This is a genomic window from Yimella sp. cx-51 (assembly GCF_017654605.1).
Classification (GTDB): Bacteria; Actinomycetota; Actinomycetes; order Actinomycetales; family Dermatophilaceae; genus Yimella.
In genome coordinates this window covers 2,294,888-2,319,077 of sequence record NZ_CP072113.1, presented here as the reverse complement: position 1 = coordinate 2,319,077, position 24,190 = coordinate 2,294,888, and the positions used below count along the sequence as shown (strand labels likewise).

Here is a 24,190-nt window from a genome sequence, read left to right as displayed (position 1 = left end):
TCGGTGGCCCCTGATGGGATGTGTCCATGGTTCAACTCGTGCGTTCAGCCCCCGATGTCGTCGTGGCGCCGTTGCTCGACGGTTCGCAGCGCCGGGTGATCGAGAGCGGCGCTTCCTGCCGGTTGGTGCTGGGCGCTCCGGGCACGGGCAAGTCGACCCTGGCGGTAGAAGTCGTGGTGCAGGCGGTGGCTTCAGGCGTGCCGGCCGACGGGTGCTTCGTCCTGGCGCCCACTCGGTTGCGCGCAGCAGCCCTCCGTGACCGCCTGGCGGCCCGGCTGACCACCACGTCGAGTTCGGTGATGGCGCGCACGCCGCAGTCACTGGGTTTCGGCATCCTGCGCCGACTGGCCGCAGTGGAGGGACGGGAGGCGCCCCGTCTGCTCACCGGCCCCGAACAGGACGTCATCCTGCGCGATCTACTCGCCGGTCACGCAGCCGGTCTGTCGCTCGGCCCCCGTTGGCCCGATTTCGTCGCAGAAGCGTTGCCCACCAGGGGTTTTCGTAACGAACTACGTGACCTGCTGATGCGTGCGGTCGAGTGGGGCGTGACCGGCGAGCAGTTGAAGCTGCTCGGTGAAGAACACGAGCGACCCGAGTGGATCGCAGCCGGGCAGATGCTCGATGAGTACGACGAAGTCACCGCACTCTCGCGTCCAGGGGCCTATGACCCGGCGTGGATCACCGGTGGTGCCGCCGATCTGCTCGAGCAGTCGCCCGACCAACTGGCGCTGCTGCACCACGAGATCAGGTTGCTGGTGATCGATGACGCCCAGGAGCTCACCCGGGCCGGTGCCCGGCTGGTCAGTCTGCTCGCCGGGCCCTCGACCAGGGTCGTCCTGCTCGGCGACCCTGACGCTGCCGTGCAGTCCTTCCGTGGCGCTGATCCGAGTCTCTTCGTCGAGCTCGCCGACCGATCCGGAGCCGCCGAACGCTTCGAACTGGCCGTGGCGCATCGCACCCCGAAAGTTCTGCGAGAAGCTGCGCAGCGGGTCACTTCCCGCATCGGCGCGGTCGCCGGCACCGAGCATCGCAGTCCTGCTCCCGCTCCACGGTCCGGCAGTCTCGAAGTGGCGATGGTTCGCGCGGTGAGCCAGGAATCAGCCCACATCGCCGCCGAGTTGCGTCGAGCCCATGTCGAACACTCGGTGCCGTGGTCACAGATGGCCGTCCTCACTCGGGGCCAGTCACGCATCTCGGCCCTGCGGCGGGTGCTCTCGTCCTCCGGGGTGCCGGTCGTCGTGCCGCCGACCACCACTGCGCTCCGGGACGAAGCTGCGGTGCGGCCGTTCCTGGCCATGTTTGCGATGGTCGGTCAGATCGTGGCCGATCATCGTGCCGAGTGGTCCGCCGAAGACATTGTCGACATCCTCAGTTCCCCTGTGGTGCAGATGGATTCACTGTCGGTTCGACGACTGCGACGCTCGTTGCGCGCAGCCGAACTCGGTGGGGGTGGGTCGCGGTCCAGTGACGAACTCCTGGTCTGGTCGGTGCTCGAACCGGAGTTCCTTATTGATGTCGGCACCGACGCGGGCGCACTCCTGCGGATCGCCGGCATTCTGTCTGCAGGGGTCGAGGCGTGGAAGGCGCCCCGTGCCTCGGCCGAAACGGTGCTCTGGCAGATGTGGAACGCCTCCGGTGTTGCCGACGGGTGGGCACGCACTGCACTGGCCGGTGGTGCCGCCGGACAACGCGCCGATCGCGACCTGGACGCCGTCGTGGCGCTGTTCAGTGCGGCAGCGGCCTATGTCGACCGACTCCCCGGACGCGCGCCCGACGGTTTCCTCGAGCACATCCGCGGCCAGGAGGTGCCTGGCGACCGGCTCACCTCTGCTGCCCCGGCCGATGACGCCGTCTCCTTGTTGACGGTGCAGGCCGCGGCCGGTCAGGAATGGCAGTTCGTCGTGCTCGCCGGCGTCCAGGAAGGGGTCTGGCCCGACCTGCGCCTGCGCGGTTCGCTGTTGGGCTCCGAGGCCCTGGTCGACGCATTGACCGGACGTCCTGCCGATCTGCGCTCGCAGTCCGCCGCCGTGCGCTACGACGAGACGCGCCAGTTCCTGGTGGCACTCACGCGCGCTTCCGAACGTGTGTTGGTCACCGCTGTGCGCTCGGACGAGGAGCAGCCCAGCGTCTACCTCGACCTCATCGACCCGATCGACGATCCCGAAGGGCGGCAGCACACCGACGTCGGGCGCGGCCTCACCCTGCGTTCGATGGTCGCCGAACTACGACGCGAACTCGTTCCCGGCACCACTTCCGACAGCGGCGGGCTTGCGCCCGAGGAGGCTGCGGGCCTGCTGGTGGAGTTGGCGGCGAGGGACGTCCCAGGTGCTGATCACCAGCGGTGGTGGGCCTTCCACGACCTCACCAGCACCGATCCGGTGCGCCGACCGGACCAACCGGTGAGCGTCTCGCCCTCGAAGGTCAGCGACTTCGGCACCTGCGGTCTGCGCTGGTTCCTCACCTCGCGCGGCGGAGACGGCCCTGACATCGGCTCGGCGAACATCGGCACTCTCGTGCACGAGATCGCCGCAGAGTTCGCCGACACCGATCCCGATCGCATGCAGCAGGCGTTAACCGATCGCTGGCGCCGCCTCGGCCTGGGCGAGTCGTGGATCAGTCGGCAGCAGTTCGGGCTGGCCTCGGCGATGCTCGCGCGCGTCGCGAAATACGTCGACGAAGCGGGCGCCGGAGGCTGGCAGAAGGTGTCGGTCGAGCAGGGTTTCTCCCTCACCGACGGGCGGTTGAACCTGCGCGGATCGGTCGATCGCCTCGAACGGCACGACGAACTCGGGCTGCGCATCATCGATCTCAAGACCGGTGGCACCGCGGTGTCGGGCAAGGAACTCGTGGCCCATCCGCAACTGGGGGCCTACCAGTGGGCCGTCGAGCACGGTGCATTCGGGGAGGACGAGGTCTCTGCGGGTGCCGCGCTGCTGCAGGTCGGTAAAGCCGCCGACAAGTCGGTGGCCAGTGAGAAGTACAAGCTGCAGCAGCAGGCAGCACTGCGCGAATCCGACGACCCCGAATGGGCGGGCACGTTGTTGCAGGAGACCGCCGAAGGCATGGGCGGCGCCACGTTCGTCGCGATGCCGGGCACCCAGTGCAACACCTGCTCGGTGAAGTCGTCCTGCCCGGTGCTGATGGAAGGAGACTCGCAGTGAGTGCGCAGCACAGTGCGGTGGAGATCGCGCAGCGGCTCGGGCTCTTCCCGCCGACGCATGAGCAGCAAGCGATCATCGAAGCAGACCCCGATGCGCCGATGCTGGTCGTCGCAGGCGCGGGTTCGGGCAAGACCGAGACGATGTCCAACCGAGTGGTCTGGCTGGTGGCCAACGGCCATGTGCAGCCTGATCAGGTGTTAGGCCTCACCTTCACGCGCAAGGCTGCCGGGCAGCTCGCCGAGCGGGTGGCGCGTCAGCTGCGCGCACTGCGTGCCGCCGGCCTGTGGGTGCCAGAGCAGGACGCCGACGGCACCCTCGGCCTCTCCGACAGTCCGACCGTGCTGACCTACCACTCCTATGCGGGCCGCCTGGTGCGGGAGCAGGGTCTGCGCCTCGGCATCGAACCCGATGCCCGCATGCTCACCGAAGCAGCGGCGTGGCAGTACGCGTCCGCAGCAGTGCACACCTATGACGGTCCGATGCAGGAGGTCGACAAGGTCGAATCGTCAGTCACGGCTGCGGTGGTCTCGCTCGCCGGTGAGATGGCCGAGCACCTCCTGACGCCGGCGATGGTGCAGGAGGAGATCGAGGCAGTGCTGCACGGCCTGGACGATCTGCAGGAGATCGGCCGACTCAAGCGGGCCAGTAATCCCGCGTATCGCGAACTCGCCGCGGTGTTGCGTGCGAGGCTGGCGATCCTGCCGATCGTCGAGCGCTATCAGCAGCTCAAGCACGAGCGTTCGGCGCTCGACTTCGCCGATCAAATGGGCAAGGCGGCCGTTCTGGCCAGCACCTTCCCCGGTGTCGGTGCGCTCGAGCGGCGCCGGTTCAAGGCGGTGCTGCTCGATGAGTTCCAGGACACCAGCGAGGCGCAGTTGCAACTGCTGAAGCATCTGTTCGTCACTGCTGACGAACCCGTCCGGGTGACCGCGGTGGGTGACCCCCATCAGTCGATCTACGGGTGGCGCGGCGCCAGCGCCACCACGCTCGGGTCCTTCCCCGACCTGTTCGCCGACTCCGACGGCCCGGCGCAGGTGCGTCCGCTCTCGACCAGTTGGCGCAATGACCGCGCGATCCTGGCGTCCGCCAATGTCGTCGCCGCCCCGTTGCGTGAGGGCAGCACCGTTGCGGTGCCGGCACTGCAGCCCAGTCCGACGGCCGGCGAGGGGGGCGTGCTCGGAGCACGGCTCGACACCATGGAGCAAGAGGCCGAACATGTCGCGGCCTGGCTGTCGCAGCGCTGGGTCGCGAGTGCTGACGGACGCTATCCGTCGGCCGCGGTGCTGTGTCGCAAGAGGTCGCTCTTCCCGATCGTGATCGATGCCCTGGAGCGCGCCGACCTGCCGGTCGAGGTCGTCGGCGTCGGGGGCCTGCTGATGACCGCTGAAGTCGCCGACCTGGTGAGCCTGCTGTGGGTCGTCCAGGATCCCACCCGCGGTGACCGGCTGATGCGGTTGCTCACCGGTCCGGCCGTTCGTCTCGGGGCGGCCGACCTCGACCTGCTCGCCGCGTGGTCCAGGCGGCTCGAGGCTGATGCTCGGCCCGAGGTCGCCCGCGCCGAGCAGGATCGCGAACCCGAAACCCGTGACCGTCCCAGCCTCGTCGAAGCGCTCGACCACCTGCCGCCCGTCGATTGGGCCGGCCCTGCTGGGCGCACCCTCACGGATGCCGCACGCGAGCGGCTCACCGGTCTGGCCCGAGTGGTACGCCAGCTTCGCCGGCTGACCGGTCTGCCGCTGGCCGAACTCGCCGGTGAGGCCGAGCGTGCACTCGGACTCGACATCGAGGTGCTGTCGCGCCCCGGGGTCACCCCGCAGGCCGCCCGGGTGCACCTCGACGCCTTCGCCGACGTCGCCACCCACTTCAGTGCGAGCGCCGATCGGCCGACCCTGGGCGGTTTCCTCTCCTGGCTCGACGCCGCGCAGGAGGAGGAACGCGGCCTCGACAAGGCCGAGATCGAGTCGAGCGATGCCGCCATCCAGGTGTTGACCGTGCACGCGGCCAAGGGGCTGGAATGGGACTACGTCGCTGTGCCGGGCCTCACCGAAGGCATCTTCCCCGACCACAAGAACCGCGCGTGGTTCAACGAGGAGGCGGGCGATTGGGGCATCGGCGCGAAGTCGGAGCCGGACGACCGCAGCACCTGGACCGTCAACGACAGCGGGTGGTTGGTCGGGCTGGATGGCGTCCCCTTCGACCTGCGCGGCGACAGCGCCGCACTGCCGACGCTTCCGGTCGCCGAGTTGGGCACCCTGGCCGACCTCGTCGATGAGATCAAGGCGTTCAAGGCTGCGGCGGGCGCTCATGGTCTGCGCGAGGAGCGACGCCTGGCCTACGTGGCGCTGACGCGCGCGAAGCACGAAATGCTGCTGACCTCCTCGGTGTGGTTCTCCGGCAACTCCCCGCGACTGCCGTCGCGCTTCTTCAGCGACGCGGTCGACGCCGGCACGGTCGAGCTCGGCACCTACGCACAGACGCCGGAGCCGGGCACCGAGAATCCGCGTCTTGCGCACGGGAGGTCGATGGTCTGGCCGGACGACCCGCTCGCGCACCGCCGGCTCCAATTGGAAGCCGGGCGCGAACACGTCATGGCTGCGTGGCGCAGCTGGGGTCGACCGATTCCTGCCGATCAGCTCGGCGACCTCGCAGTGGAGGGGCAGTTCAGCACCGCTGAGCGGCAGCGGCGTCGCGAGTTGCGCGCGCTCCTGCACGAACGAGCCGCAGCACAGGTAGCGCGAGCGAGTGTGGTGCGCCTGCCCAAGCACCTTTCGGCGTCCTCGGTGGTGGCGCTCGCGGCAGATCCCGCACAGTTCGCCCTCGACCTACGTCGTCCGATGCCGACCGCGCCCGCGCTGGCGGCTCGGCGCGGCACACGTTTCCACGCCTGGGTCGAACAACACTTCTCGCAAGCGGCGTTGGTCGATGTCGACGAGTTGCCCGGCTTCGCCGACCCAGACGCCACAGACGACGACCTCGACCTGATGAAGAGTCACTTCCTGGCCTCACCCTGGGCGCAGCGAACTCCGCTGGCGATCGAGGTGCCGATCGAGACGTGGGTGGCCGGCACCGCCGTTCGGGGCCGGATCGACGCCGTCTTCGAAGACGCCGAGGGCATTGTCATCGTCGACTGGAAGACCGGCCGTCCGCCATCCGGTCTGAGCGGCAGTGCCCGCACACTTCAGCTGGCCGCTTACCGGCTGGCGTATGCGCGACTGCGTGAGGTGCCGGCCGAGCAGGTGCGGGTGGCCTTCTACTACGCGGCCACGGGGGAGACGGTGTGGCCGGTGTTGCCGCCCGACAACGCCATCGATCAGCTTTTGGAGTCGATTCCAGTGCAGGAGTAGGAGCGTCAGTCCTGCTGGCGGCGGGAGACGTCGATCTCGATGGTGTCGTCCTCGCGCAGGTGAGCCTCGGACGAAGAATGTTCGGCGTCATCGGTGTCGTCGACGTCATCGAACTCTTCGTGGATGCGTTCGTCCGCCTCGACCGCTGCGTCGCGCTCTGACGGCTCGGCGAGGTCGATGTCGTCTGCGTCGTCTGCAGCCAACTGGCCGGGCTCGTCCGCCGGCTGGGCGCCCACAACCGGAGCAGCACGTGGCGGCTGGGGCATGAGGCTGTCGTCGCCGACGGTCTGCTCGTTGAGTCGGCGGAGTGCCGCGGCCCGACGGTCGATTATGCGGTCGTCGTCGACCCCGACGGCGTCCAGCAGGGCAGTCACCCGGAGCAGCTCACTCGACAGCCGCACCCGCCGCTCGAGGTGCTTGTCGGGTGCCTCGTGGCGGGCCGCGGAGTAAGTCTCCAGGATCGTGTCGAAGGCCTCTGCCGGTGCCGCTGCCCACAATGCGGCGAAGTCGTCGGCCGGGTCAGCGACGCAGGCGTTCTCCCATGCGCCGATCCCACTGACCTCATCGCCCCCGTACACGTGGTGTCCCTCCAGGGGGCCATGCGTCAGACAGGTCGGGAAACGCCACAGGGAGACCTCTTCCAGGGCACGCTCCCAGCGGGTCAACAGCCCGGAGGGCACCAACCCGGTCGCCGCGGCGCGGTCAAGGGTGGCGAGGCGCCGGGTGCGGTAGGCGTCGGAGTCGTAACTGGGGACGCCGACCTCGTCGGCGATGCGCGGATCGACGTCGTGCAGCTGCGCCAACGCCTTGGCGACGTTGACCGATTGCCTGCTGCCGCCCGTCAGCCCGCGCCACTGCATCGGGGCTCCGGCGAAACTGCGGTGCACGGTGACGGTGTTGCGGTCGGCGATGGTCATGCGTCCTTCGGCGACCGGCACGCCGAATTCGACACGCTTGGCCAGCAGCCGGACGAAGGTGTCGGCGAGCTCAGCGGCCGCGCCGGCGGCGGCGTTGCGGGAGAGTCGGACGATCCATTGCGTGCCGTCCTCGCCTTCGACGAGTGCCTCCTGGAACCGGTCGGTGATCCGGGTGGGAACCGAAGCGACGGACGCGGGAAGAAGGCGGGGGAGGGCGGCATCGGCCAGGGCGGCCATGACAAGGGGACTGCGCAGCACGGCCTCACGGTACGCCGTCGACGTCGCCTAGCCTGGGAGCCGTGGCCGAACCGAGTGAAACTGCTTCTCATCTGATCTTGTCGGCGAGCACTCTGGATCGCGATGCGCTGCGACGAAGTGATGACGGCCTGCTACCCGGACTGCTGGCCGATGCGCGCACCCTGGTGCTGCATCTGCGCGGCGAGCGAATGCCCGTCGACGCGCCGGAGGAGCAGATACGACTGCGTTATCGCGCTCCCTCGAGCAGCGACGATCCAGCCCGGTGCAGCTACCTGGGAATGGTCCGGGGTGCGCCGGTGGTCGCGCTCTTCGACGAGCCTGAGCCCGAACCCGCCGACGCCGGCACCACCGACCCGGATGATCTGCAACGGCAGCGCGCACGCGAACATCGCAGCCTGCGCGCGCTCGCACCGGTGCTTTCAGTGGACGACCTGGGCGTTGCCACCACTGCTGTCGCGATGGCCAATTGGATTGTGACGCAACGTTTCTGCTCGCGCTGCGGTGCGCCCGTTGCGCTCGGCCACTCGGGTTGGGTGATGCGCTGCGCTGAAGGGCATTCGCATTTTCCGCGCACCGACCCCGCCGTGATCATGTCGGTGACTGATCCGGACGACCGTCTCCTTCTTGCGCAAGGCGCGCGGTTCGTGGTGCCGACCGGGATGTCGGTGCTGGCTGGTTTCCTCGAGCCTGGTGAATCGCTGGAAGCCGCGGTGCGCCGTGAAGTGTTGGAGGAGGTGGGACTGCCCGTGGACGAGGTGCGTTATGTCGACAACCAGCCCTGGCCCATGCCCGCTTCGCTGATGGTCGGCTTCGCCGCACGCACCTCCAGCACCGAACTGCGCTTGGAGGACGACGAGATCAGGCACGCCCAGTGGTTCACCCGTGGCGAGCTCGATGCCGCGTTGGCCTCTGGCGAGCTGACCGTGCCGCCCCGGTTGTCGATCGCTCGTCACCTGATCGAACGCTGGTACGGCGCAGTGCTGCCACCGCAGCCCGGTGACGTGCGATGACGCCTGACGAGGTGTTGGAGGGCCTCGACCCGGAGCAGCGCTTGGTCGCTTCGCAACCGATCGGGCCGATGTGCGTGCTCGCTGGAGCAGGCACGGGCAAGACGCGCGCCATCACCCATCGCATCGCCTATGGCGCGCACGCCGGCGCGTACCAACCGCAGCGGGTGCTCGCCGTCACCTTCACCGCTCGCGCCGCAGGGGAGATGCGCACCCGTCTGCGGGGCCTCGGACTACCCACGGTGCAGGCACGCACTTTCCACGCCGCCGCGCTCAAGCAGCTGGGCTTCTTCTGGCCCAAGGTGATTGGCGGCGCGCCTCCCGAAGTGCTCAAGCACAAGGCTCCCGCGGTCGGTGAGGCCGGAGCGCGGCTTCGCTTCGAACTCGACCGAGTGGCGATCAGGGACATCGCCTCGGAGATTGAGTGGGCCAAGGTCGGCATGCTCACCCCCAACACCTATGCAACGGCAGCGGCGCGAGCCGGACGCCGCGTGGCCGATCTGGACCACACTGCGATGGCCCGCCTGTGGGAGACCTACGAAGAGGTGAAGTCGGCCCGGCACGTCATCGACTTCGAGGACGTCCTGCTGCTGATGGCCGGAATCCTGGTGGAGCGTGACGACGTCGCCCGCACCGTGCGCGACCAGTACCGCCACTTCGTGGTCGATGAGTACCAAGACGTCAACCGCGTGCAGCAGACCCTGCTCGATCTCTGGATCGGCGACCGCAGTGATGTCTGCGTGGTGGGCGACCCCGCCCAGACCATCTACTCCTTCACCGGAGCCTCACCGGTGCACCTGCGTGATTTCGCCGCCAAGCACCAAGGCGCCCAGACGGTGCGGCTGGTGCGCAACTATCGCTCGACCCCGCAGGTGTTGGAGTTGGCGAATGCCGTGCTGGGTGCCGCGAAGGGCACGGGTTATGCGCAGTTGCATGCCCAGAGCAAGGACGGCCCGGCGGTCAGGCTGCTGCAATACGCCGACGACATCGCTGAGTCCGAAGGCATTGTCGAGGAGGTCAAATCGCTTCTGGCACAAGGTGTTCCAGCCAGCGAAATCGCCGTCCTGTATCGCATCAACGCCCAGTCGGAGCCGATCGAGCGGGCGTTGTCCGAAGCCGGAATCAACTACCTCGTCCGCGGCGGCGAGCGCTTCTTCCAGCGGCAGGAGGTGCGGCAGGCGGTCGTGTTGTTGCGTGCAGCAGCCCGTTCGGACGACGGTGCGGCGTCCCTCGGCGCGCTGGTGCGCGATGTCATCACCGGGGCCGGATGGTCGCCGCAGCGACCTTCGGGTGGAGCTCTGCTCGAACGATGGCAGTCGTTGGAGGCGCTGGCCACGGTCGCGGACGAGTTGATCACCGCCACCCCCTCGGCCCGGCTGCCCGATCTCGTCCACGAACTCGACCGACGGATGTCCGAGCAGCATGCCCCCACCGTCGAGGGCGTGACGCTTGCTTCGTTGCACGCGGCCAAGGGCCTGGAATGGGATGCCGTCGTGCTCGCCGGTTGTTCCGACGGCCTGCTCCCGTTGTCGCATGCCGAAGGCCCGGACGCGGTGGAGGAGGAGCGCCGCCTGACCTATGTCGGGTTGACGCGCGCCCGGATCCACCTGGTCCTCACCTGGGCCCAGGCGCGCCAACCGGGCGGTAAGCCGACGCGTTCGGTCTCGCGCTTCCTGCACGCCGCCGACGGCATCCTCGACGGCGTCGCGCCGCGGCGAGCAGCCAACCCTCGGGCGACGAGGGCCAAGAAGACCGAACGGGCCAGGGTCGTCAAGTGCCGCACCTGCGGGAAAGATCTCTACCTCGCCGCGGAGCGAAAGATCGGACGGTGCGGCGACTGCCCGAGCACCTACGACGAGGCGACGTTCGAGGAGTTGCGCACCTGGCGCAAGGCGCTTGCCGACCGGTTGCGGGTGCCGGCTTTCGTCGTCTTCACCGACGCGACGCTCATCGCGATCGCCGAGCACGAGCCGGCGGACGAACGAGCGTTGTCCAAGATTTCCGGGGTCGGGGTGCGCAAATTGGCCACCTACGGGCCATCAGTGTTGGGCGTCCTGCGTGGCGAATCCACTGACTCGATGGTCGAGATTGCTTGTGCTGCAACGGAATCCGACTCTTCCTGAAAGTCTTCAAAATTCACTCGTTAAATAAGTTGCCGCTGCTGCGAATCGCGCCGTAGCCTCGTAGGCGTTCAACTCAGGCGATGCTGCTGCGTCGTGCTGGGGCCGGTGTAAGTCGAAAGGAGGGTTGGCGAGATGGAGACCAAGACCATGTGCACGAAGACGGACCTGTTGTCCGACAAGCGTTTTGCGCACTCGGCGTCGCCGACCCTCGCGGGTATCCCCGCTTCGGTTCAGGAGATCAGTGTGTCCATCGCCTCGATGGCCTCTGCCGAGTACGTGCGTGAGCGCGTCGGCGGCAACAACCCCTTCTTCGCCACCGATGTCGCAGCTTCCGCGTCCCGGGAGGTCACTGCTCTGATCTGAATCCCAGACGGACGGTCCTCTTTCAGGCCGCGGAACCCACGACCAGGGTCCGCGGCCTTTGTGTATTCCGCGGACAACCAGCCCGAAGCACACGACAGACGACCGAAAGAACCTCAGCAATGTTCGAAGCGATAGACCTGCAGTTGAGCACGTTCATCGACCAGACCCAACAGATCAGCCAGGACGGCATCGACATGCCGTGCCAGGCAAACGACCCGGAGATGTGGTTCGCCGACCGTCCCGAGGACGTCGAGTTCGCCAAGGCGCTCTGCAGCACCTGCCCGTTGCAGCAGCAGTGCCTTGCCGGAGCACTCGAGAGGCAGGAGCCGTGGGGTGTCTGGGGAGGCGAGCTCTTCCAGAGCGGAGTCGTCATCCCGCGCAAGCGGCCGCGTGGTCGGCCGCGCAAGAACCCGGTTGCGGCCTGACGATGAAATGTCAGAACGACCAGAATGAACCGTCGCAGGCCGGAACCCTCATGAGTGTGGGACCGGTGAATGCAGTGGAGGGGTGTGATGTGTGGTGCGCGATCGGGGATCGCACCGCGCTTCACACCCCTCCACCGCATGCGGTGCGATGGTGAGACTCAGGAGAGTTCGCCGAAGGTCGCACCCGGCACGGTGTCGCTGAAGATCTGACGCGCCGGCACCGTGCCCTCGATCTGCGAGAGCACTGCGATGCCGCCCAGCCAGGTGCGATGGATCAGCACGAACTCCGGCGGCAGGTTGAGCCGCAGACCCACGGTGAACTGCGCACTGCGTGGGTCATTGATGTAGTTGAAGACGCTGCGCAACCAGTCGCGGCTGAACGTGAACTCCTCGTGCCGCAGCGGCTCGATGAAGACCGACAGGTAGTCGAGCAAGCGGTCGGCGTCGATGTCGATGGACGACTTCACGAACCCGGACTCCCGTAGTTCGTCCAGCAGGCCCTCGGCATCGCCGTCCAGCGCGAGGCTGGCGAGCGCCCCGAGAGTGGGTGGCAGGCCGTCGGGCAGCCGGTTGACCGCCCCGAAATCGAGCACCCCGAGTCGGCCGTCGGACAACAGCCGGAAGTTGCCCGGGTGTGGGTCGGCGTGCAGCAGGCCCGCGGTCTCCGGACCGCCGAGCAGGAACTCCAGGTAGCGGCGCGCCGCGAGGTCGCGCTGCTCCGGAGTGCCGTCCTTGATGATGCGGGACAACGGCTCGCCCTCGACCCACTCGGTTACCAGCACCTGGTCGGTCACGTGGACGACCGAGGGCAGGGCGAAGTGTTCGGAATCGGCGTACGCGTCCGCGAACTGCCCCTGCATCACGGCTTCGAGGCGGTAGTCGACCTCCTCGCTCATGCGAGCCTTCATCTCATCCAGGATCGGCACGACGTCCAGGCCGGGCACCCAGTTGGTCGACAGCCGCATGACTCGCGACAACTGTTTGAGGTCGGACATCAGCGCTTCCGCGGCGCCGGGGTACTGGATCTTGACGGCGACCTCTCGGCCGTCCTTCCATATCGCGCGGTGCACCTGGCCGATGGACGCCGAGGCGACCGGCTCCTCCTCGAAAGAGGTGAACCGGGAACGCCACCGCGCGCCGAGTTGTTCGCGCAGCACCTTGTGCACGGTCTCCTTCGGCATGGCGGGCGCGGAGTCCTGGAGTTTGGTGAGCATCGCGCGGTACGGGGCGGCGACCTCCTCGGGCAGTGCCGCCTCGAAGATCGACAGGCTCTGTCCGAACTTCATCGCGCCGCCCTTGAGCTCGCCCAGCACCTTGAACAGCGAGGCGGCGGTCTGCTCCTGCAACTTGGCGGTGACGGCGTCTGCGGGAGCTCCGCCGACGCGACGTCCGATGCCGATGGCGGCGCGAGCGCCGAACCCCAGCGGGAGGGTCGCCAGACGTGCGGTGCGCACGACGGCCTTGCGCGGTAGTTCACTCATTGACCCATTGTCACCCAACCATTGCTTCCACGGTGGCACCTGCTGCTGTGCGGCAACCACAGAGCGGATGGACGGGCCACAGGTGGTGGCTGATGGAATAGTCGTCGGTGGTGGCGCGCAGCGCGATTCCGGGCGGTAACGGTCGTCCGTTGGCGTGCCCGCGCACCACCAGCCCGATCAGTCCGACGGCTACATGGGTGAGTTCGGGGGCGGTCGACGGTGCGCCATCACACAAGGCCAAGTGCTGCATCTGCGTCGCGAGATGTGGCCAGTTGGCGTCGAACTGGCTGCGCCGGACGTCCAGGCAGTTGGCACAAGGACCGGACGTCTCTCGCAACAACGGACCGACCACGACCTGGTCGGAGCCGAGTTCGACCACCAGTTGGGTGCGTCCGACTGCGGCGACCAAGGTGCCGGGTGCGCCGATCGAGACGATCACGTCGCAGCGATCCGGCACGACGCGCGCGCCGAGTGCAGCGATCACCTGGCGGGCAGCGTCGGCGACCGGTCCGTGTCCGTCGACGGTGACGTCCACGGCTCGGAGTTCGCCCGGCTCGACCTGACGTACGGCGGCGCGCAGTGCGTCGGCCGATGACGGGTCGAGTTTGCGGAAGGCGGTCGCCCACTGGGCCCCGGTCAGCGGGCCCGCGCGCAGGACGGTGCGGATCGCGTCGTCGCCCAAGGGCCCGACGAGCTGCGGCTCCCGGGAGCCGATGCCGATGAGCACGCTGTCGCTCGCGTAGCGCAACGCACGAAATCGGTTGGGGGAATGGTCAATTGGATCCGACATGAATCCTCCGAGGTGGCGCGGGTCGACAATTCGGCCAGCCTGACATGCCACTCACGGGTTTCCGGGTTGTCCACAGGCGCACGACGCAGGACGCCCGGTTTACACAACGCACGGTGCTGCTACGGACAACTGCGCACATTTCGAACTAAGTTCTTGGGATGCAAGCCCAGCCGGAGGTCGAGATCGTCCGCTCCGCGCGTCGCCGGTCGTCACTCTCGGCGACGATGGTGGAGGGCCGGGTGGTGGTGCGCGTGCCGGCCCACCTGTCCAAGAAGGAACTCGACACCCTCGTGCCGCGGCTGGTGCAGCGCGTGCTGGCTAAGCAACGCCCGGCTGCGCGCTCGGACGGGGAGTTGCTCGCCCGAAGTCTGGCGTTGTCGAAACGCTATCTGGGTGGTCTGGCCCGGCCCGCCGGTGTGCGCTGGGTCAGTAATCAGCAACGCCGTTGGGGCTCGTGTACGCCGTCCACCCGGCAGATCCGCTTGTCCGAACGATTGAGCGGCATGCCGCAGTACGTCATCGACTACGTGCTCGTGCATGAACTCGCGCACCTGCTGCAACCCGATCACGGCAGCGGCTTCAAAGCCCTGATGGCCGGCTACCCGCACGCCGAGCGCGCACAAGCCTTCCTCGACGGCGTCAGCTTCGGCTCCGGGCTCCCGCCGATTCCGATGGACGACCTGGACGAAGCTGATCCCGCACCCGCCTGACAATTCCCGCGAGATCAGGATCGGTCGGCTCCGGCAACGCATCGACAGGCCACCACTGTGCCGCATCCAACTCGGCCGACACCACGATCGGGGCAGGTGCGTCGAGCACGAAGGCGAAACGCAGATCCAGGTGTGAGCGGCAGCGTCCGAAAGCTGCCGACAACTGGTGATGATGCAGATCGACCAGTTCGGCGCGGTCGGCGTCGACCGGCAGGCCCGTCTCCTCGACCACCTCACGTGCGGCTGCCGCCGCGAGGCTCGAATCGTCGGCTTCGAAATGACCGCCTGGCTGCAGCCAGAGCTTGGCCTTGCCGTGCAGCACGAGCGCAACCTGTTCCAGCGTCGGGTCGAAGACCAGCCCGCCGCAGGTGAAGTGGTCGGGCCCGCCGTCGCGGCTCATCGCACCGTGATGCGTGGACAAGTGCGACAGGTACCGGTCGCGTTCGGCAGCCAACGCCTCATCCGGTGCGGGCCACGCCGCAAGGATCGAGACGGCGTCAGCCTGCAACTGCGAGAAGCTCATGAACCGGGCTTCTCGTCGTCTTCGGGCTTGTCCTCTTGCGCCATTTCGGCCTCACCTTGTGCCAGCAGTGCAGCAAGAGCGTCGTCGACGGCGTCGGTGCTGGTGTCAGCGTGCTTGCGTTCGGTGCCCGCGACATAGCCGCTCGGGTCGTCCAGGTCGGCGGCCGAGGGAGCGAAGTCGGGGTGCTTCCACGCCTCGTCCCGGCCCTGCTGGCCCTTGGCATCTTCCAAAGCGGTGAACAGCGCTGCGGCGTCACGCATCCGGCGCGGACGCAGCTCAAGGCCAACGAGGCTGGCGAACACCTTCTCCGCCGGACCGCCAGTGGCGCGACGGCGCCGGATCGCCTCGGAGAGTGCGTCGACGTTGGGCAGGTGCGGCCGCGCGGCACGGTCGCTGATGACGTCGACCCAGCCCTCGACGAGCGCGAGCAGGGTCTCGAGGTGCTTCAGCGTGCGCTGCTGCGCCTCGCTCGGCTCGGGTCGGAAGATCGAGCCGGCCAGCGCTTCCTGCAACTGCGTGGGGTCTTGCATGTCGGCGTTGCCCATCGCTTCTTCGATCGCTTCGGTGTCGATCGAGATGTCAGCGGCGTACGACTGCACGGCGGCGATCAGTGCGGGGCCGAGCCACGGGACGCCCTTGAACAGACGGGTGCGGGCAGCCTCGCGGACGGCCAGGTAGAGGTGGATCTCGCCGGCGTCCACGCCCAGACCTTCGGCGAAGGCGGCGACGTTGGTGGGCATGACGACAACGGGGTTGCCCTCGACCAGCGGGAGGCCGACCTCGGTGCCGGTCACGAGCTCGCCGGCAAGCGTGCCGACCGCTTGGCCCAGCTGCATCGAGAAGACGGCGCTGCTCATCCGGCCGAGCATGGGCTCGAGCTGCCCCATCATCTGCGGGGGCATGCCGAACTGCTCCGAGCCGAGACGGGTGATCTGTTCGCGCATCGCGCGCATGACGGCGGCGTTGACCGCGTCCGAGACGGGTTCGACCAGTCGGCGCCAGGTGGGCATCGTGGCTTCCACCCACTCCGAGCGGCTCCACGCCTTGCCTGCTCCGGTGGAGCTGAAGTCGGTCACCTGGTCGAGCCAGAGGTTGGCGACCATTACCACTTGGTCGACATCGCGGGCCGTTGTGGCGGAGATGCTGGGGTCGCCCTCGGCTGCGACGGTCTTGCGGGCGACGTCGCGGGCGGCCTCGATGTTGAAGCTGCCGTCAGACGGCGCCGCCATCATCGCGGCCATCTGCTGCTGCATCTGGGCGAACATCGCCGGATCGATATTGCCCAGGCCGAGTTCGGACAGGGCTTCGCGCATGTCGTCGCCGCCGCCCATGAGGTGCTTCATCAGCTCGTTCAGGTCTGGCATGTCGTCGGGGCGCTCGTCGGGGTTCATCTCGTTCCTTCGCGCGGAGGCATTCGGGTCGCTGTTGTGGTCAACCGCGACGTGGGGTGAATCGTTCCCGGTAGATGCAGGCAGCCACACATTTGGGAACTCACCCGCTTCGGTGCCTACGCTACGTCCAGAACGTCACCCGCGAAACACCCGGAAGGTGAAGCTGATGGATGACCCGCGAGTGACCCTCGCCGAGATTCGGAACACCGCGTTGTCGGTGGACGAGGTGTTGCAGGCGGTGCAAGACCCGGTCGCCGGAGGAATCGGCTTGTTCGTCGGCGTCGTGCGTGACCACGACCAGAACAAGGGCGTCACCGGGCTCGACTATTCGGCTCACCCCAGCGCGGCCGACGAGCTGCGCAAGGTCGCCGGCGAAGTGCTCAGTGACGAGATCGCGAAGGTGGCTGCCGTGCACCGGGTCGGACCGTTGCAGGTGGGCGATCTCGCTGTGGTCGTGGCGGTCAGCGCACCCCACCGTGCAGCGGCGCTGGACGTCTGCCACACGCTCATCGACCGGCTCAAGCAGACCGCGCCGATCTGGAAACACCAGAGCTTCACCGACGGCTCGGACGAGTGGGTCGGACTGTGAGCCACATCTACGACGGCGCCGCGGACAGCGCGGGCGAGGGTGCGGGGCCGGCACAGCAGGGGCCGGCCGGTGGGCGATCCGGCGGGGTCTCCCGGCGCAACAAGTGGCTCATCGGCCTGGTCGTGGTGACGATTCTCGCGCTGGCGTTGATGTCGATCATCAAGGTGCCGGTCGTGATCCTGCGAGCCGGCGCGGCTACCGACACTCTCGGCCAGGACGACGGCAATCCGGTCATCCAGATCAGTGGCACCCAGACGTACCCCACGTCCGGCGCGCTCAACTTCACCACCGTCGCCGTCGCCGGTGGTCCGGCCTATCCGGTGTCGGTGCTCGATTACCTGCAGGCGAAGTTCTTCGACGGCGACGCACAGATCGACGACGAGGAGAAGTGGTTTCCCAAGAACATCACCGGTCAGGAGGTGAAGAAGCAGAACGCCGCCGACATGACCAACTCCCAGCGAACCGCTGAGGTAGTGGCGATCCGTAAGTCGGGTCGCACCGTGCCCGAGCGCGTCCTGGTCGGTGTCGTGGCCGAGCAGGCACCCTCGGGCTCAGCGTTGCGGGTAAAAGACCAACTGCTCTCCCTCAACGGCTCGAAGGTGACCGACCTGGCGTCGGTGCACAAGGCGATGGAGTCGGTGAAGCCCGGTGATTCGGTCAAGGTCGAACTCCTACGTGGCGGCAAGCGGACGACGGTGCAGGCCAAGACCGCAGCGGCGCAGGGCAGTGGTCGCGCTGTCTTCGGCATCGGTCTTGCGCCGGAGTACGACATGCCCTTCCAGGTGAAGGTCAACACCGGAGAGGTGGGCGGACCGTCAGCGGGCATGATGTTCGCACTGGCGATCTACGACAAGATCACACCCGGCGCACTGACCGGCGGCAAGAAGGTGGCCGGCAGCGGCACCATCGACGAGACCGGCGCGGTCGGACCGATCGGTGCCGTGAAGCACAAGATGCTCGGCGCCAAGCGCGCCGGCGCGACCTATTTCCTCGCCTCATCGTCCAACTGCGACGAAGTCGTCGGCAACGAGCCCAGCGGCATGACCGTCGTCAAGGTCAACACCATCGACGATGCGCTGGCTGCGATGCCGCGGATCGCCAAGGGCGAGACGAAGGGCCTGCCCACTTGCACCAAGTAGCTGGTCAGTCCTCGAGGGTGGCCTGAAGGGCGGCCACCAGGCCGGGCGCGATGTCCTGGCCCATGGCCACCTTGTCGTCGTCATCGTGATCGCGTTGACGCAATAGGCAGATCTGTTCGCCCGAACGCAGCACCGCCACCAGCAGACGGACGTCGCGCCGGTCGGGGTGTTCTGCGAGGAGTTCGGCGGCTCGATCGGGGTCGTCCGGCAGGTTCTGCTCGGCCTCCGGCGGGACGACGATGCGTTCGACCGCGAGTGCGACACCCTCGACCTCCGGCGGCCAGGCCAGGCGTCCCAGCAAGGAGTCGATCGATGAGGTCTGCGGCAGACCTTCCTGCTCGATCGCGCTGATTCCCTCGGGTGCGGCGCCTGCCAACTGCGCCGCCAGAGCCGGTTCGCCGGCGAGCAACGCCGCGTTCGAAGCCAGTGCGAACAAGCGTGGCGCTTGATCCCATCCGGCCGCGGCAACGTGCCGCTCGGTGTCGACGGCACACTCGCCGAGAGGGCTGAGCAGCGGCTTGGCGACGGGCTGATCCTGCGAGGTCATGCGCCCATGGTGACCTACGCCGGAACAAGACGCGAGATCCGGTGCCTCCTGCGCTCCCCGAGCCGGGTTAGGGTCTGATCCGGAGGGCCAGCCCGGCGCGTGCAGCACCGGGGGAGTCGTTCCGGCGGGGGCGCACAGCCCACCCGCACTGATCCATGTGGTGAGCCCGACGGAGGTACACGTGAGCTCGGCCGACAGCAGTTCCGGCGAAGGGCGCGAGGCCGCTTGGCGTGCCGTGGGAGATAACCGCGGTAGGCGCATGCGACGCATCTGGTTCATCGCCGCCATCACGCTGCTCGTTGCCTACATTCTGCTCAAGCTGTGGTCACACCTTTGGACCGAGAAGCTGTGGTTCGACTCCGTCGGCTTCTCCCAGGTGTTCCGCAACCAGGTCGTCGCGCAGGTCGCGATGTTCGCCGGTGGTTTCCTGCTCACGGCCGGTCTGGTCTACGGATCGATGGCGTTGGCCTATCGACGGCGTCCCTTTCTTCCTCCGGCCGCCGTCGACCGCGACGCGATGGAGCGCTACCGGGAGATGATCGAGCCGGTGCGCAGCCTCGCCTTCCGTGGTGTTCCGGCGATGCTCGGACTCTTCGGGGCGGCCGTCGCGACGAGCCAATGGCAGACACCCTTGCTGTGGTGGAACGGCACCGACTTCGGGGTGCGCGACCCGAAGTTCGGCAAGGACGTCGGGTTCTACGTCTTCGACCTGCCGTGGTGGCAGTTCCTGACGACCATGCTCAGCATGACGCTGGTGCTGGCGATCGTCGCCGGCGCGGTCGTGCACTACATCTACGGCGGCATCTCGCTGACCCGCGAGCCCGGGTCGCGTTTCACCTCCGCCGCTCGCATCCACCTGTCGCTCGCTGCGGCCGCGCTCGTGCTGGTGCGCGCCGTCGCCTACTGGCTCGACCGTTACGCGTTGACCACCAAGGACGCCCGCCTGATCACCGGTATCGACTACACCGCTGATCACGCACAGATTCCCACCAAGACGGTGCTCGCGGTCGCGGCCGTGTTGTGTGCCGCGATGTTCGTGGCGACCTTGTGGACCCGCACCTGGCGACTGCCGATCATCGGTATCGCCTCGATGGTGGTGCTGGCAGTCGTCCTGGGCGGGGTCTACCCCAGCGTCATCGCCAACTTCAAGGTCAACCCCAACGCCCGCGCGTTGGAGCAGCCGTACATCAAGCACAACATCGATGCGACGCGAGCGGCCTACGGCCTCAACACCTTGGTCGGCACGAGTGAACAGCCCGAGACCGATGCCAAGCCCGAGCAACTACGCAAGGACGCGCAGGCGGTCCCCGGTATCCGTCTGGTCGATCCCTACCTGATCTCGCCGACCTTCCGGCAGTACGAGGGGCAGAAGCAGTACTACCAGTTCTCCGACGTGTTGGACGTAGACCGCTACACCATCGACGGCAAGGAGACCGACGTCGTCGTCGGCGTCCGCGAACTCGACCTGGCCGGAGTGCCTGCGGGACAACAGAACTGGGTCAACCAGCACACGGTCTACACCCACGGCTACGGGATGGTGGCGGCGTACGGCAACCAGCGCGGCAAGGAAGGTGAACCGGTTTGGGCGGCGAGCAACATGCCGCAGGCAGGTCGCCTCGGAAAGTTCGAGCCGCGCGTCTACTTCGGTGAGTCGTCGCCGTCCTACTCGATCGTCGGTGCGCCCGCAGGTGCGCCTCCGGGCGAACTCGACTACCCCGACAGCAGCACCGGCGGTGAGCGGCGCACGACGTACACCGGCAAGGGTGGCGTGGCCATCGGCGGGCTTTTCCGCAAACTGGCCTACGCGGTGAAGTACCAGGAGTACAACTTCGTCCTCTCCGACAGCATCAACGAGAAGTCACGACTGCTCGACGTGCGCAGCCCGGCCGAGCGGGTCAAGAAGGTGGCCCCGTGGCTCACGATCGACGGCGACCCGTATCCAGTGGTCGCCGGCGGACGGCTGGAGTGGGTGATCGACGGCTACACCACCAGTGCTCGCTACCCCTACTCCAAGACCTCCTCGCTGGAGGAATCCACCGAGGATTCGGTGACCCGCACGGCGAGCAATGTGCGCGCCGCGGCCGGTAGTTCGATCAACTACATCCGCAACTCGGTCAAGGCGACGGTCGACGCCTACGACGGATCGGTCAAGTTGTACGCCTGGGACGAGAAGGACCCGGTGCTCAAGACGTGGCGCAAGGCCTTCGGTGGCACGGTGCTCCCGTTGTCGAAGATGCCCGAAGGGGTGCGGGCGCACGTCCGTTATCCCGAAGACCTGTTCAAGGTGCAGCGCGAGGTGCTCGCGAACTATCACGTGAGCGACCCGGCCACCTTCTTCAGCGGCACCGACTTCTGGCAGGTGCCGGCTGATCCGACCAGTTCCACCGGCGCCCAACAGCCGCCCTACTACCTGTCGATCGCGATGCCGGGCGTGAGCCGTCCGACGTACTCGTTGTCGTCCAGTTACATCCCGGCCGGTAAGGGCAGGCAGAACCTCTCGGCCTTCCTCGCGGTCGACTCAGATGCGACACCGACGCCTGGGAAGCCGAACGGCAACTACGGCACGCTGCGTTTGTGGACGATGCCGCGCAACGTCACCATCAAGGGTCCGGCGCAGTTCCAGAACGACGTCAACACCTCCAACGAAGCCTCCAGCACCTTCCCGCAGACCCTGTCGGTGTTCATGCAGGCCAACGGTGATCGCCTGCAGCGAGGCAACTTGCTGACGCTCCCGCTTGCCGGTGGATTGCTCTACGTCCAGCCGCTGTACGTGAAGGCTTCTGCCGCAACGGGATTCCCGCTGCAGCGAGCGGTGGTCGTGCAGTTCGGCAACAAGCTGGCGTGGGGCGTGACGCTGGAGAACGCGCTGGACGACCTCTTCGGGTCGGGCGCCACGACGGGCACCGACACCCCCGGTGGCGACACCAAGCCACCGACCTCCGGTGACACCGTGTCCAAGGCACTCGGCGATGCGCAGAAGGCGTGGGACGAGGGCCAGGCCGCGCTCAAGAAGGGTGACCTCGCCGGGTATCAGGCCGCCATGAACCGGGTGAAGGCGGCGCTCGACCGGGCCGTCAAACTCGGAGGCACCCCTGGCTCGTCGTCGTCAGCGGCGACGCCGAGCGGCAGCGCAACTCCTTCGAGTTCCGGTTCGACCCCGTCCCCGTCTGCTTCACCTTCGGCGACGGGCTCGGCCGCTCCTTCGGCCACCGGCTGACCTGCTCAGATTTTTCCGGTGAGGTAGCGCTGCAGATTGGGCGCCACCACCTCGACGAGGCGGTCGATGTCGGTGCCCACCACGGCGGGCAGTGTCAATAGTTCGCGGGTCACGAGCAGACCGGCGATCTGGCTGGCGTAGAGACTCAGGCGTAGTTCGAGGTCGGTCTGATCGTGCAGGCGCTCGCGGATCGGAGCGAGGATGACTCCGGTGAGCAGGTCGCGGATCAGGTCGGTCTCGCCGCTGGCCACTGCCTGCCGAAACCGGGCAACGACGGCTGGCCCAGCGGGGGAGGTCCACACGCCGAGGACGGCGCGCAGGCCCACTTCGGCGAGGTCGTCGATGCGGCACTCGTGCATCGGGGCGAGCACGGCGACCGGGTCGGACGGAAACTCGATCGATGCGACGAAGAGGCCCCGTTTGTTGCCGAAGTAGTGACTGATGAGGGCGACGTCCACACCGGCGTCCTGAGCCACCTGCCGCAACGTGGTCCGCTCGAATCCACTCTCGCTGAACAGCTTTCGCGCAGCGGTCAGGATCTCGTCCTTGGTGTTCGGCTCGCCGGTACGGCGCCCTGGGCGGCGGGCCGTCATGTGGTCTGCCTCGGCATCGACCACGCGGCAAGAGCAAGAGCGCCGACGGCGAAGAGTGCGAGGACGCTCACGTTCTGCAGCACCTCGCCGGCCGGGTCAGCCTGGCTGCCGATCGCTCGCAGCGCCTTCACCGCGTAGGTCATCGGCAGGACGTCCGACAACCACTGCAGCACCGTCGGCATCTGTTCGCAAGGAGCCAACAACCCGCACAGGAAGACTTGAGGGCCGATCACCAAGGGCATGAACTGCACCGCTTGGAACTCCGTGCGTGCGAAGGCGCTCGCCAGCAGTCCGGTGGCGACGCCGACGATCGATGCGACGACGGCCACCACGAGCACCCAGATGATGGGGCCAGCGGTCTCGACACCCAGCAGCCAGTGGGTGACCGCCACGAGGACGACGCCTTGCGCCAGCGCTGCAACGGCGAATGCCGCCGCGTACCCGACGAGCAGATCGGCCCGATGCAGGGGAGTGGTGAGCAAGCGCTCCAGGGTGCCGCTGGTGCGCTCGCGCAACATCGCGACGCTGGTCACTAGGAACATCACCAACATCGGCAGGATGCCGAGCATGGTGAGGGCGATGCGGTCGAAGGTGCGCTGGTCGTTGAAGACGAAGTAGAGCAGCGTGAGCAGCAGGGTGGGCACCGCGACGATCAGCCCCATGGTGCGGTGGTCTGCCTTGAGCTGCAGCAGGATTCGCTTGATCGAGGCGATGCAGATGCGCGGATTCATCGGTGGCCTCCACGTCGGATCAGGGCAAGGAAGGCGGCGTCCATGGTGCGTTCGCCGGTGCGGGCGAGCAGGTCGTCTGGTGTGGTGTGTGCGAGCAGTTTTCCCTCGCGCATGAGCATGACGCTGTCGCAGCGGGCCGCTTCGTCCATGACGTGACTGGAGACCAAGAGCGTGGTGCCCCCTTCAGCCAGGTGTTTCAGGTAGGTCCAGATCTCGTCCCGGGTCAACGGGTCGAGGCCGACGGTGGGTTCGTCCAGTACGAGCAGCTTCGGTTCGCCGACTAGTGCACAGGCCAGCGAGACCCGACTGGCTTGTCCGCCACTGAGTTTCTCGACCGGTCGGTCGGCGTATTCCGTCAAGCCCACGGTGGCAATCGCCTGATCCGCATCCTTCGGCGAGAATCCCTGCAGCGCAGCGAAATAGCTCGTGTTCTGTCGGGCGGTCAGGTCGCGGTAGACGCTCACCGCCTGGGTGACATAGCCCAGTTGGCGCCGAAGCTGGGCATCGCTGGGGCGGCGACTGAGCACCTTCAGCGAACCGCTCTCGATGGCCTGCACCCCGACGATGGAGCGCATCAACGTGGTCTTGCCGCACCCGCTCGGACCCATGAGTCCGACGATCGTGCCTCGCGGGATCTCGAAGGTCAGCCGGTGCAGCACTTCATTGCCGCCTCGCGAGACGACGAGGTCGTGGGCAGCGATCGCGACCGGATCGGAGAATTCATCAGGCGTTGAATTCATCATGTGTTGAAATGTCCTCGCCGCCGTCGCCGGTGTCAAGGGGTTGTGAGTGGGCTGCGATGACCGCCCGCCCGATGAACCGCAACGTTGCTCGGCAAGGTGCGTCCGCTGAAACTGCCGCGTCGGTGCCGGTGATTGAGC

General features: G+C 67.4%; 19 protein-coding genes. 10 read left to right on the top strand and 9 right to left on the bottom strand.

Features of this window, described 5'->3' with window-relative positions; genetic code table 11:
- The first annotated feature begins 38 nt into the window (after positions 1–38).
- Both J5M86_RS11010 and J5M86_RS11005 read left to right on the top strand, forming a co-directional pair.
- Positions 39–3,161, top strand: coding sequence for an ATP-dependent DNA helicase (locus tag J5M86_RS11010; protein ID WP_244328326.1), 3,123 nt, complete (start codon positions 39–41; stop codon positions 3,159–3,161).
- Entirely contained in the window at positions 3,158–6,505 is a 3,348-nt protein-coding gene (locus J5M86_RS11005; RefSeq protein WP_188059388.1) for an ATP-dependent DNA helicase, read from the top strand. Before J5M86_RS11010 ends, J5M86_RS11005 begins: the two co-directional genes overlap by 4 nt.
- A 5-nt stretch (positions 6,506–6,510) precedes the next feature.
- Here J5M86_RS11005 and J5M86_RS11000 read toward each other — a convergent pair whose 3' ends face one another.
- A complete protein-coding gene (locus J5M86_RS11000) occupies positions 6,511–7,680 on the bottom strand; it encodes a phosphotransferase (RefSeq protein ID WP_188059389.1) in 1,170 nt (389 codons plus the stop codon).
- A gap of 41 nt (positions 7,681–7,721) precedes the next feature.
- Between J5M86_RS11000 and nudC the strand changes: the two genes are divergently transcribed.
- From nudC to J5M86_RS10980, 4 genes are all read left to right on the top strand, one after another.
- Positions 7,722–8,690 (top strand): NAD(+) diphosphatase, encoded by a 969-nt coding sequence (gene nudC, locus J5M86_RS10995; protein ID WP_188059390.1) that lies wholly within the window; start codon positions 7,722–7,724, stop codon positions 8,688–8,690.
- Complete coding sequence (locus J5M86_RS10990; protein WP_208965018.1) at positions 8,687–10,810, top strand: ATP-dependent DNA helicase UvrD2; 2,124 nt, start codon at positions 8,687–8,689, stop codon at positions 10,808–10,810. The genes nudC and J5M86_RS10990 overlap by 4 nt, the downstream gene beginning before the upstream one ends.
- A 132-nt stretch (positions 10,811–10,942) precedes the next feature.
- On the top strand, positions 10,943–11,173 hold the full coding sequence (locus J5M86_RS10985) for a hypothetical protein (RefSeq protein ID WP_188059392.1): 231 nt from the start codon (positions 10,943–10,945) through the stop codon (positions 11,171–11,173).
- Between the two features lie 194 nt (positions 11,174–11,367).
- Positions 11,368–11,598 (top strand): WhiB family transcriptional regulator, encoded by a 231-nt coding sequence (locus J5M86_RS10980; protein ID WP_188059530.1) that lies wholly within the window; start codon positions 11,368–11,370, stop codon positions 11,596–11,598.
- Positions 11,599–11,756: 158 nt separating this feature from the next.
- On the opposite strand, the gene J5M86_RS10975 is transcribed toward J5M86_RS10980, so the two are convergent.
- Positions 11,757–13,079 carry an AarF/ABC1/UbiB kinase family protein gene (locus tag J5M86_RS10975; RefSeq protein ID WP_188059393.1) on the bottom strand — a complete coding sequence of 441 codons (1,323 nt, stop codon included), beginning with the start codon at positions 13,077–13,079 and terminating at the stop codon, positions 11,757–11,759.
- A gap of 10 nt (positions 13,080–13,089) precedes the next feature.
- Positions 13,090–13,869: a hypothetical protein gene (locus J5M86_RS10970; protein ID WP_188059394.1), complete on the bottom strand. Its 780-nt coding sequence runs from the start codon at positions 13,867–13,869 to the stop codon at positions 13,090–13,092.
- A 158-nt stretch (positions 13,870–14,027) separates the two neighbouring features.
- Between J5M86_RS10970 and J5M86_RS10965 the strand changes: the two genes are divergently transcribed.
- Positions 14,028–14,579 carry a M48 family metallopeptidase gene (locus J5M86_RS10965; RefSeq protein WP_188059395.1) on the top strand — a complete coding sequence of 184 codons (552 nt, stop codon included), beginning with the start codon at positions 14,028–14,030 and terminating at the stop codon, positions 14,577–14,579.
- Here the strand turns inward: J5M86_RS10965 and J5M86_RS10960 are convergent.
- On the bottom strand, positions 14,509–15,102 hold the full coding sequence (locus J5M86_RS10960; protein ID WP_188059396.1) for an NUDIX hydrolase: 594 nt from the start codon (positions 15,100–15,102) through the stop codon (positions 14,509–14,511). The genes J5M86_RS10965 and J5M86_RS10960 overlap by 71 nt on opposite strands.
- A complete protein-coding gene (locus J5M86_RS10955; protein ID WP_188059397.1) occupies positions 15,099–16,493 on the bottom strand; it encodes a zinc-dependent metalloprotease in 1,395 nt (464 codons plus the stop codon). Before J5M86_RS10955 ends, J5M86_RS10960 begins: the two co-directional genes overlap by 4 nt.
- A 166-nt stretch (positions 16,494–16,659) precedes the next feature.
- Between J5M86_RS10955 and J5M86_RS10950 the strand changes: the two genes are divergently transcribed.
- Together J5M86_RS10950 and J5M86_RS10945 are read left to right on the top strand one after the other, a co-directional pair.
- Positions 16,660–17,082, top strand: coding sequence for a molybdenum cofactor biosynthesis protein MoaE (locus tag J5M86_RS10950; RefSeq protein ID WP_188059398.1), 423 nt, complete (start codon positions 16,660–16,662; stop codon positions 17,080–17,082).
- Positions 17,079–18,221 (top strand): PDZ domain-containing protein, encoded by a 1,143-nt coding sequence (locus tag J5M86_RS10945; RefSeq protein ID WP_188059399.1) that lies wholly within the window; start codon positions 17,079–17,081, stop codon positions 18,219–18,221. Before J5M86_RS10950 ends, J5M86_RS10945 begins: the two co-directional genes overlap by 4 nt.
- Positions 18,222–18,225: 4 nt before the next feature.
- Here J5M86_RS10945 and J5M86_RS10940 read toward each other — a convergent pair whose 3' ends face one another.
- Entirely contained in the window at positions 18,226–18,768 is a 543-nt protein-coding gene (locus J5M86_RS10940) for a PPA1309 family protein (protein WP_188059400.1), read from the bottom strand.
- A 181-nt stretch (positions 18,769–18,949) separates the two neighbouring features.
- On the opposite strand from J5M86_RS10940, the gene J5M86_RS10935 reads away from it, so the two are divergent.
- Positions 18,950–21,985, top strand: a complete 3,036-nt coding sequence (locus J5M86_RS10935) for a UPF0182 family protein (protein ID WP_208965016.1) — start codon at positions 18,950–18,952, stop codon at positions 21,983–21,985.
- 5 nt (positions 21,986–21,990) lie between these two features.
- On the opposite strand, the gene J5M86_RS10930 is transcribed toward J5M86_RS10935, so the two are convergent.
- The 3 genes from J5M86_RS10930 to J5M86_RS10920 are packed head-to-tail and all read right to left on the bottom strand — an operon-like array spanning position 21,991 to position 24,052.
- Positions 21,991–22,578 (bottom strand): TetR/AcrR family transcriptional regulator, encoded by a 588-nt coding sequence (locus J5M86_RS10930; protein ID WP_188059402.1) that lies wholly within the window; start codon positions 22,576–22,578, stop codon positions 21,991–21,993.
- Positions 22,575–23,309: an ABC transporter permease gene (locus J5M86_RS10925; RefSeq protein ID WP_188059403.1), complete on the bottom strand. Its 735-nt coding sequence runs from the start codon at positions 23,307–23,309 to the stop codon at positions 22,575–22,577. Before J5M86_RS10925 ends, J5M86_RS10930 begins: the two co-directional genes overlap by 4 nt.
- Positions 23,306–24,052 carry an ABC transporter ATP-binding protein gene (locus J5M86_RS10920; protein ID WP_188059404.1) on the bottom strand — a complete coding sequence of 249 codons (747 nt, stop codon included), beginning with the start codon at positions 24,050–24,052 and terminating at the stop codon, positions 23,306–23,308. Before J5M86_RS10920 ends, J5M86_RS10925 begins: the two co-directional genes overlap by 4 nt.
- Positions 24,053–24,190: the final 138 nt, after the last annotated feature.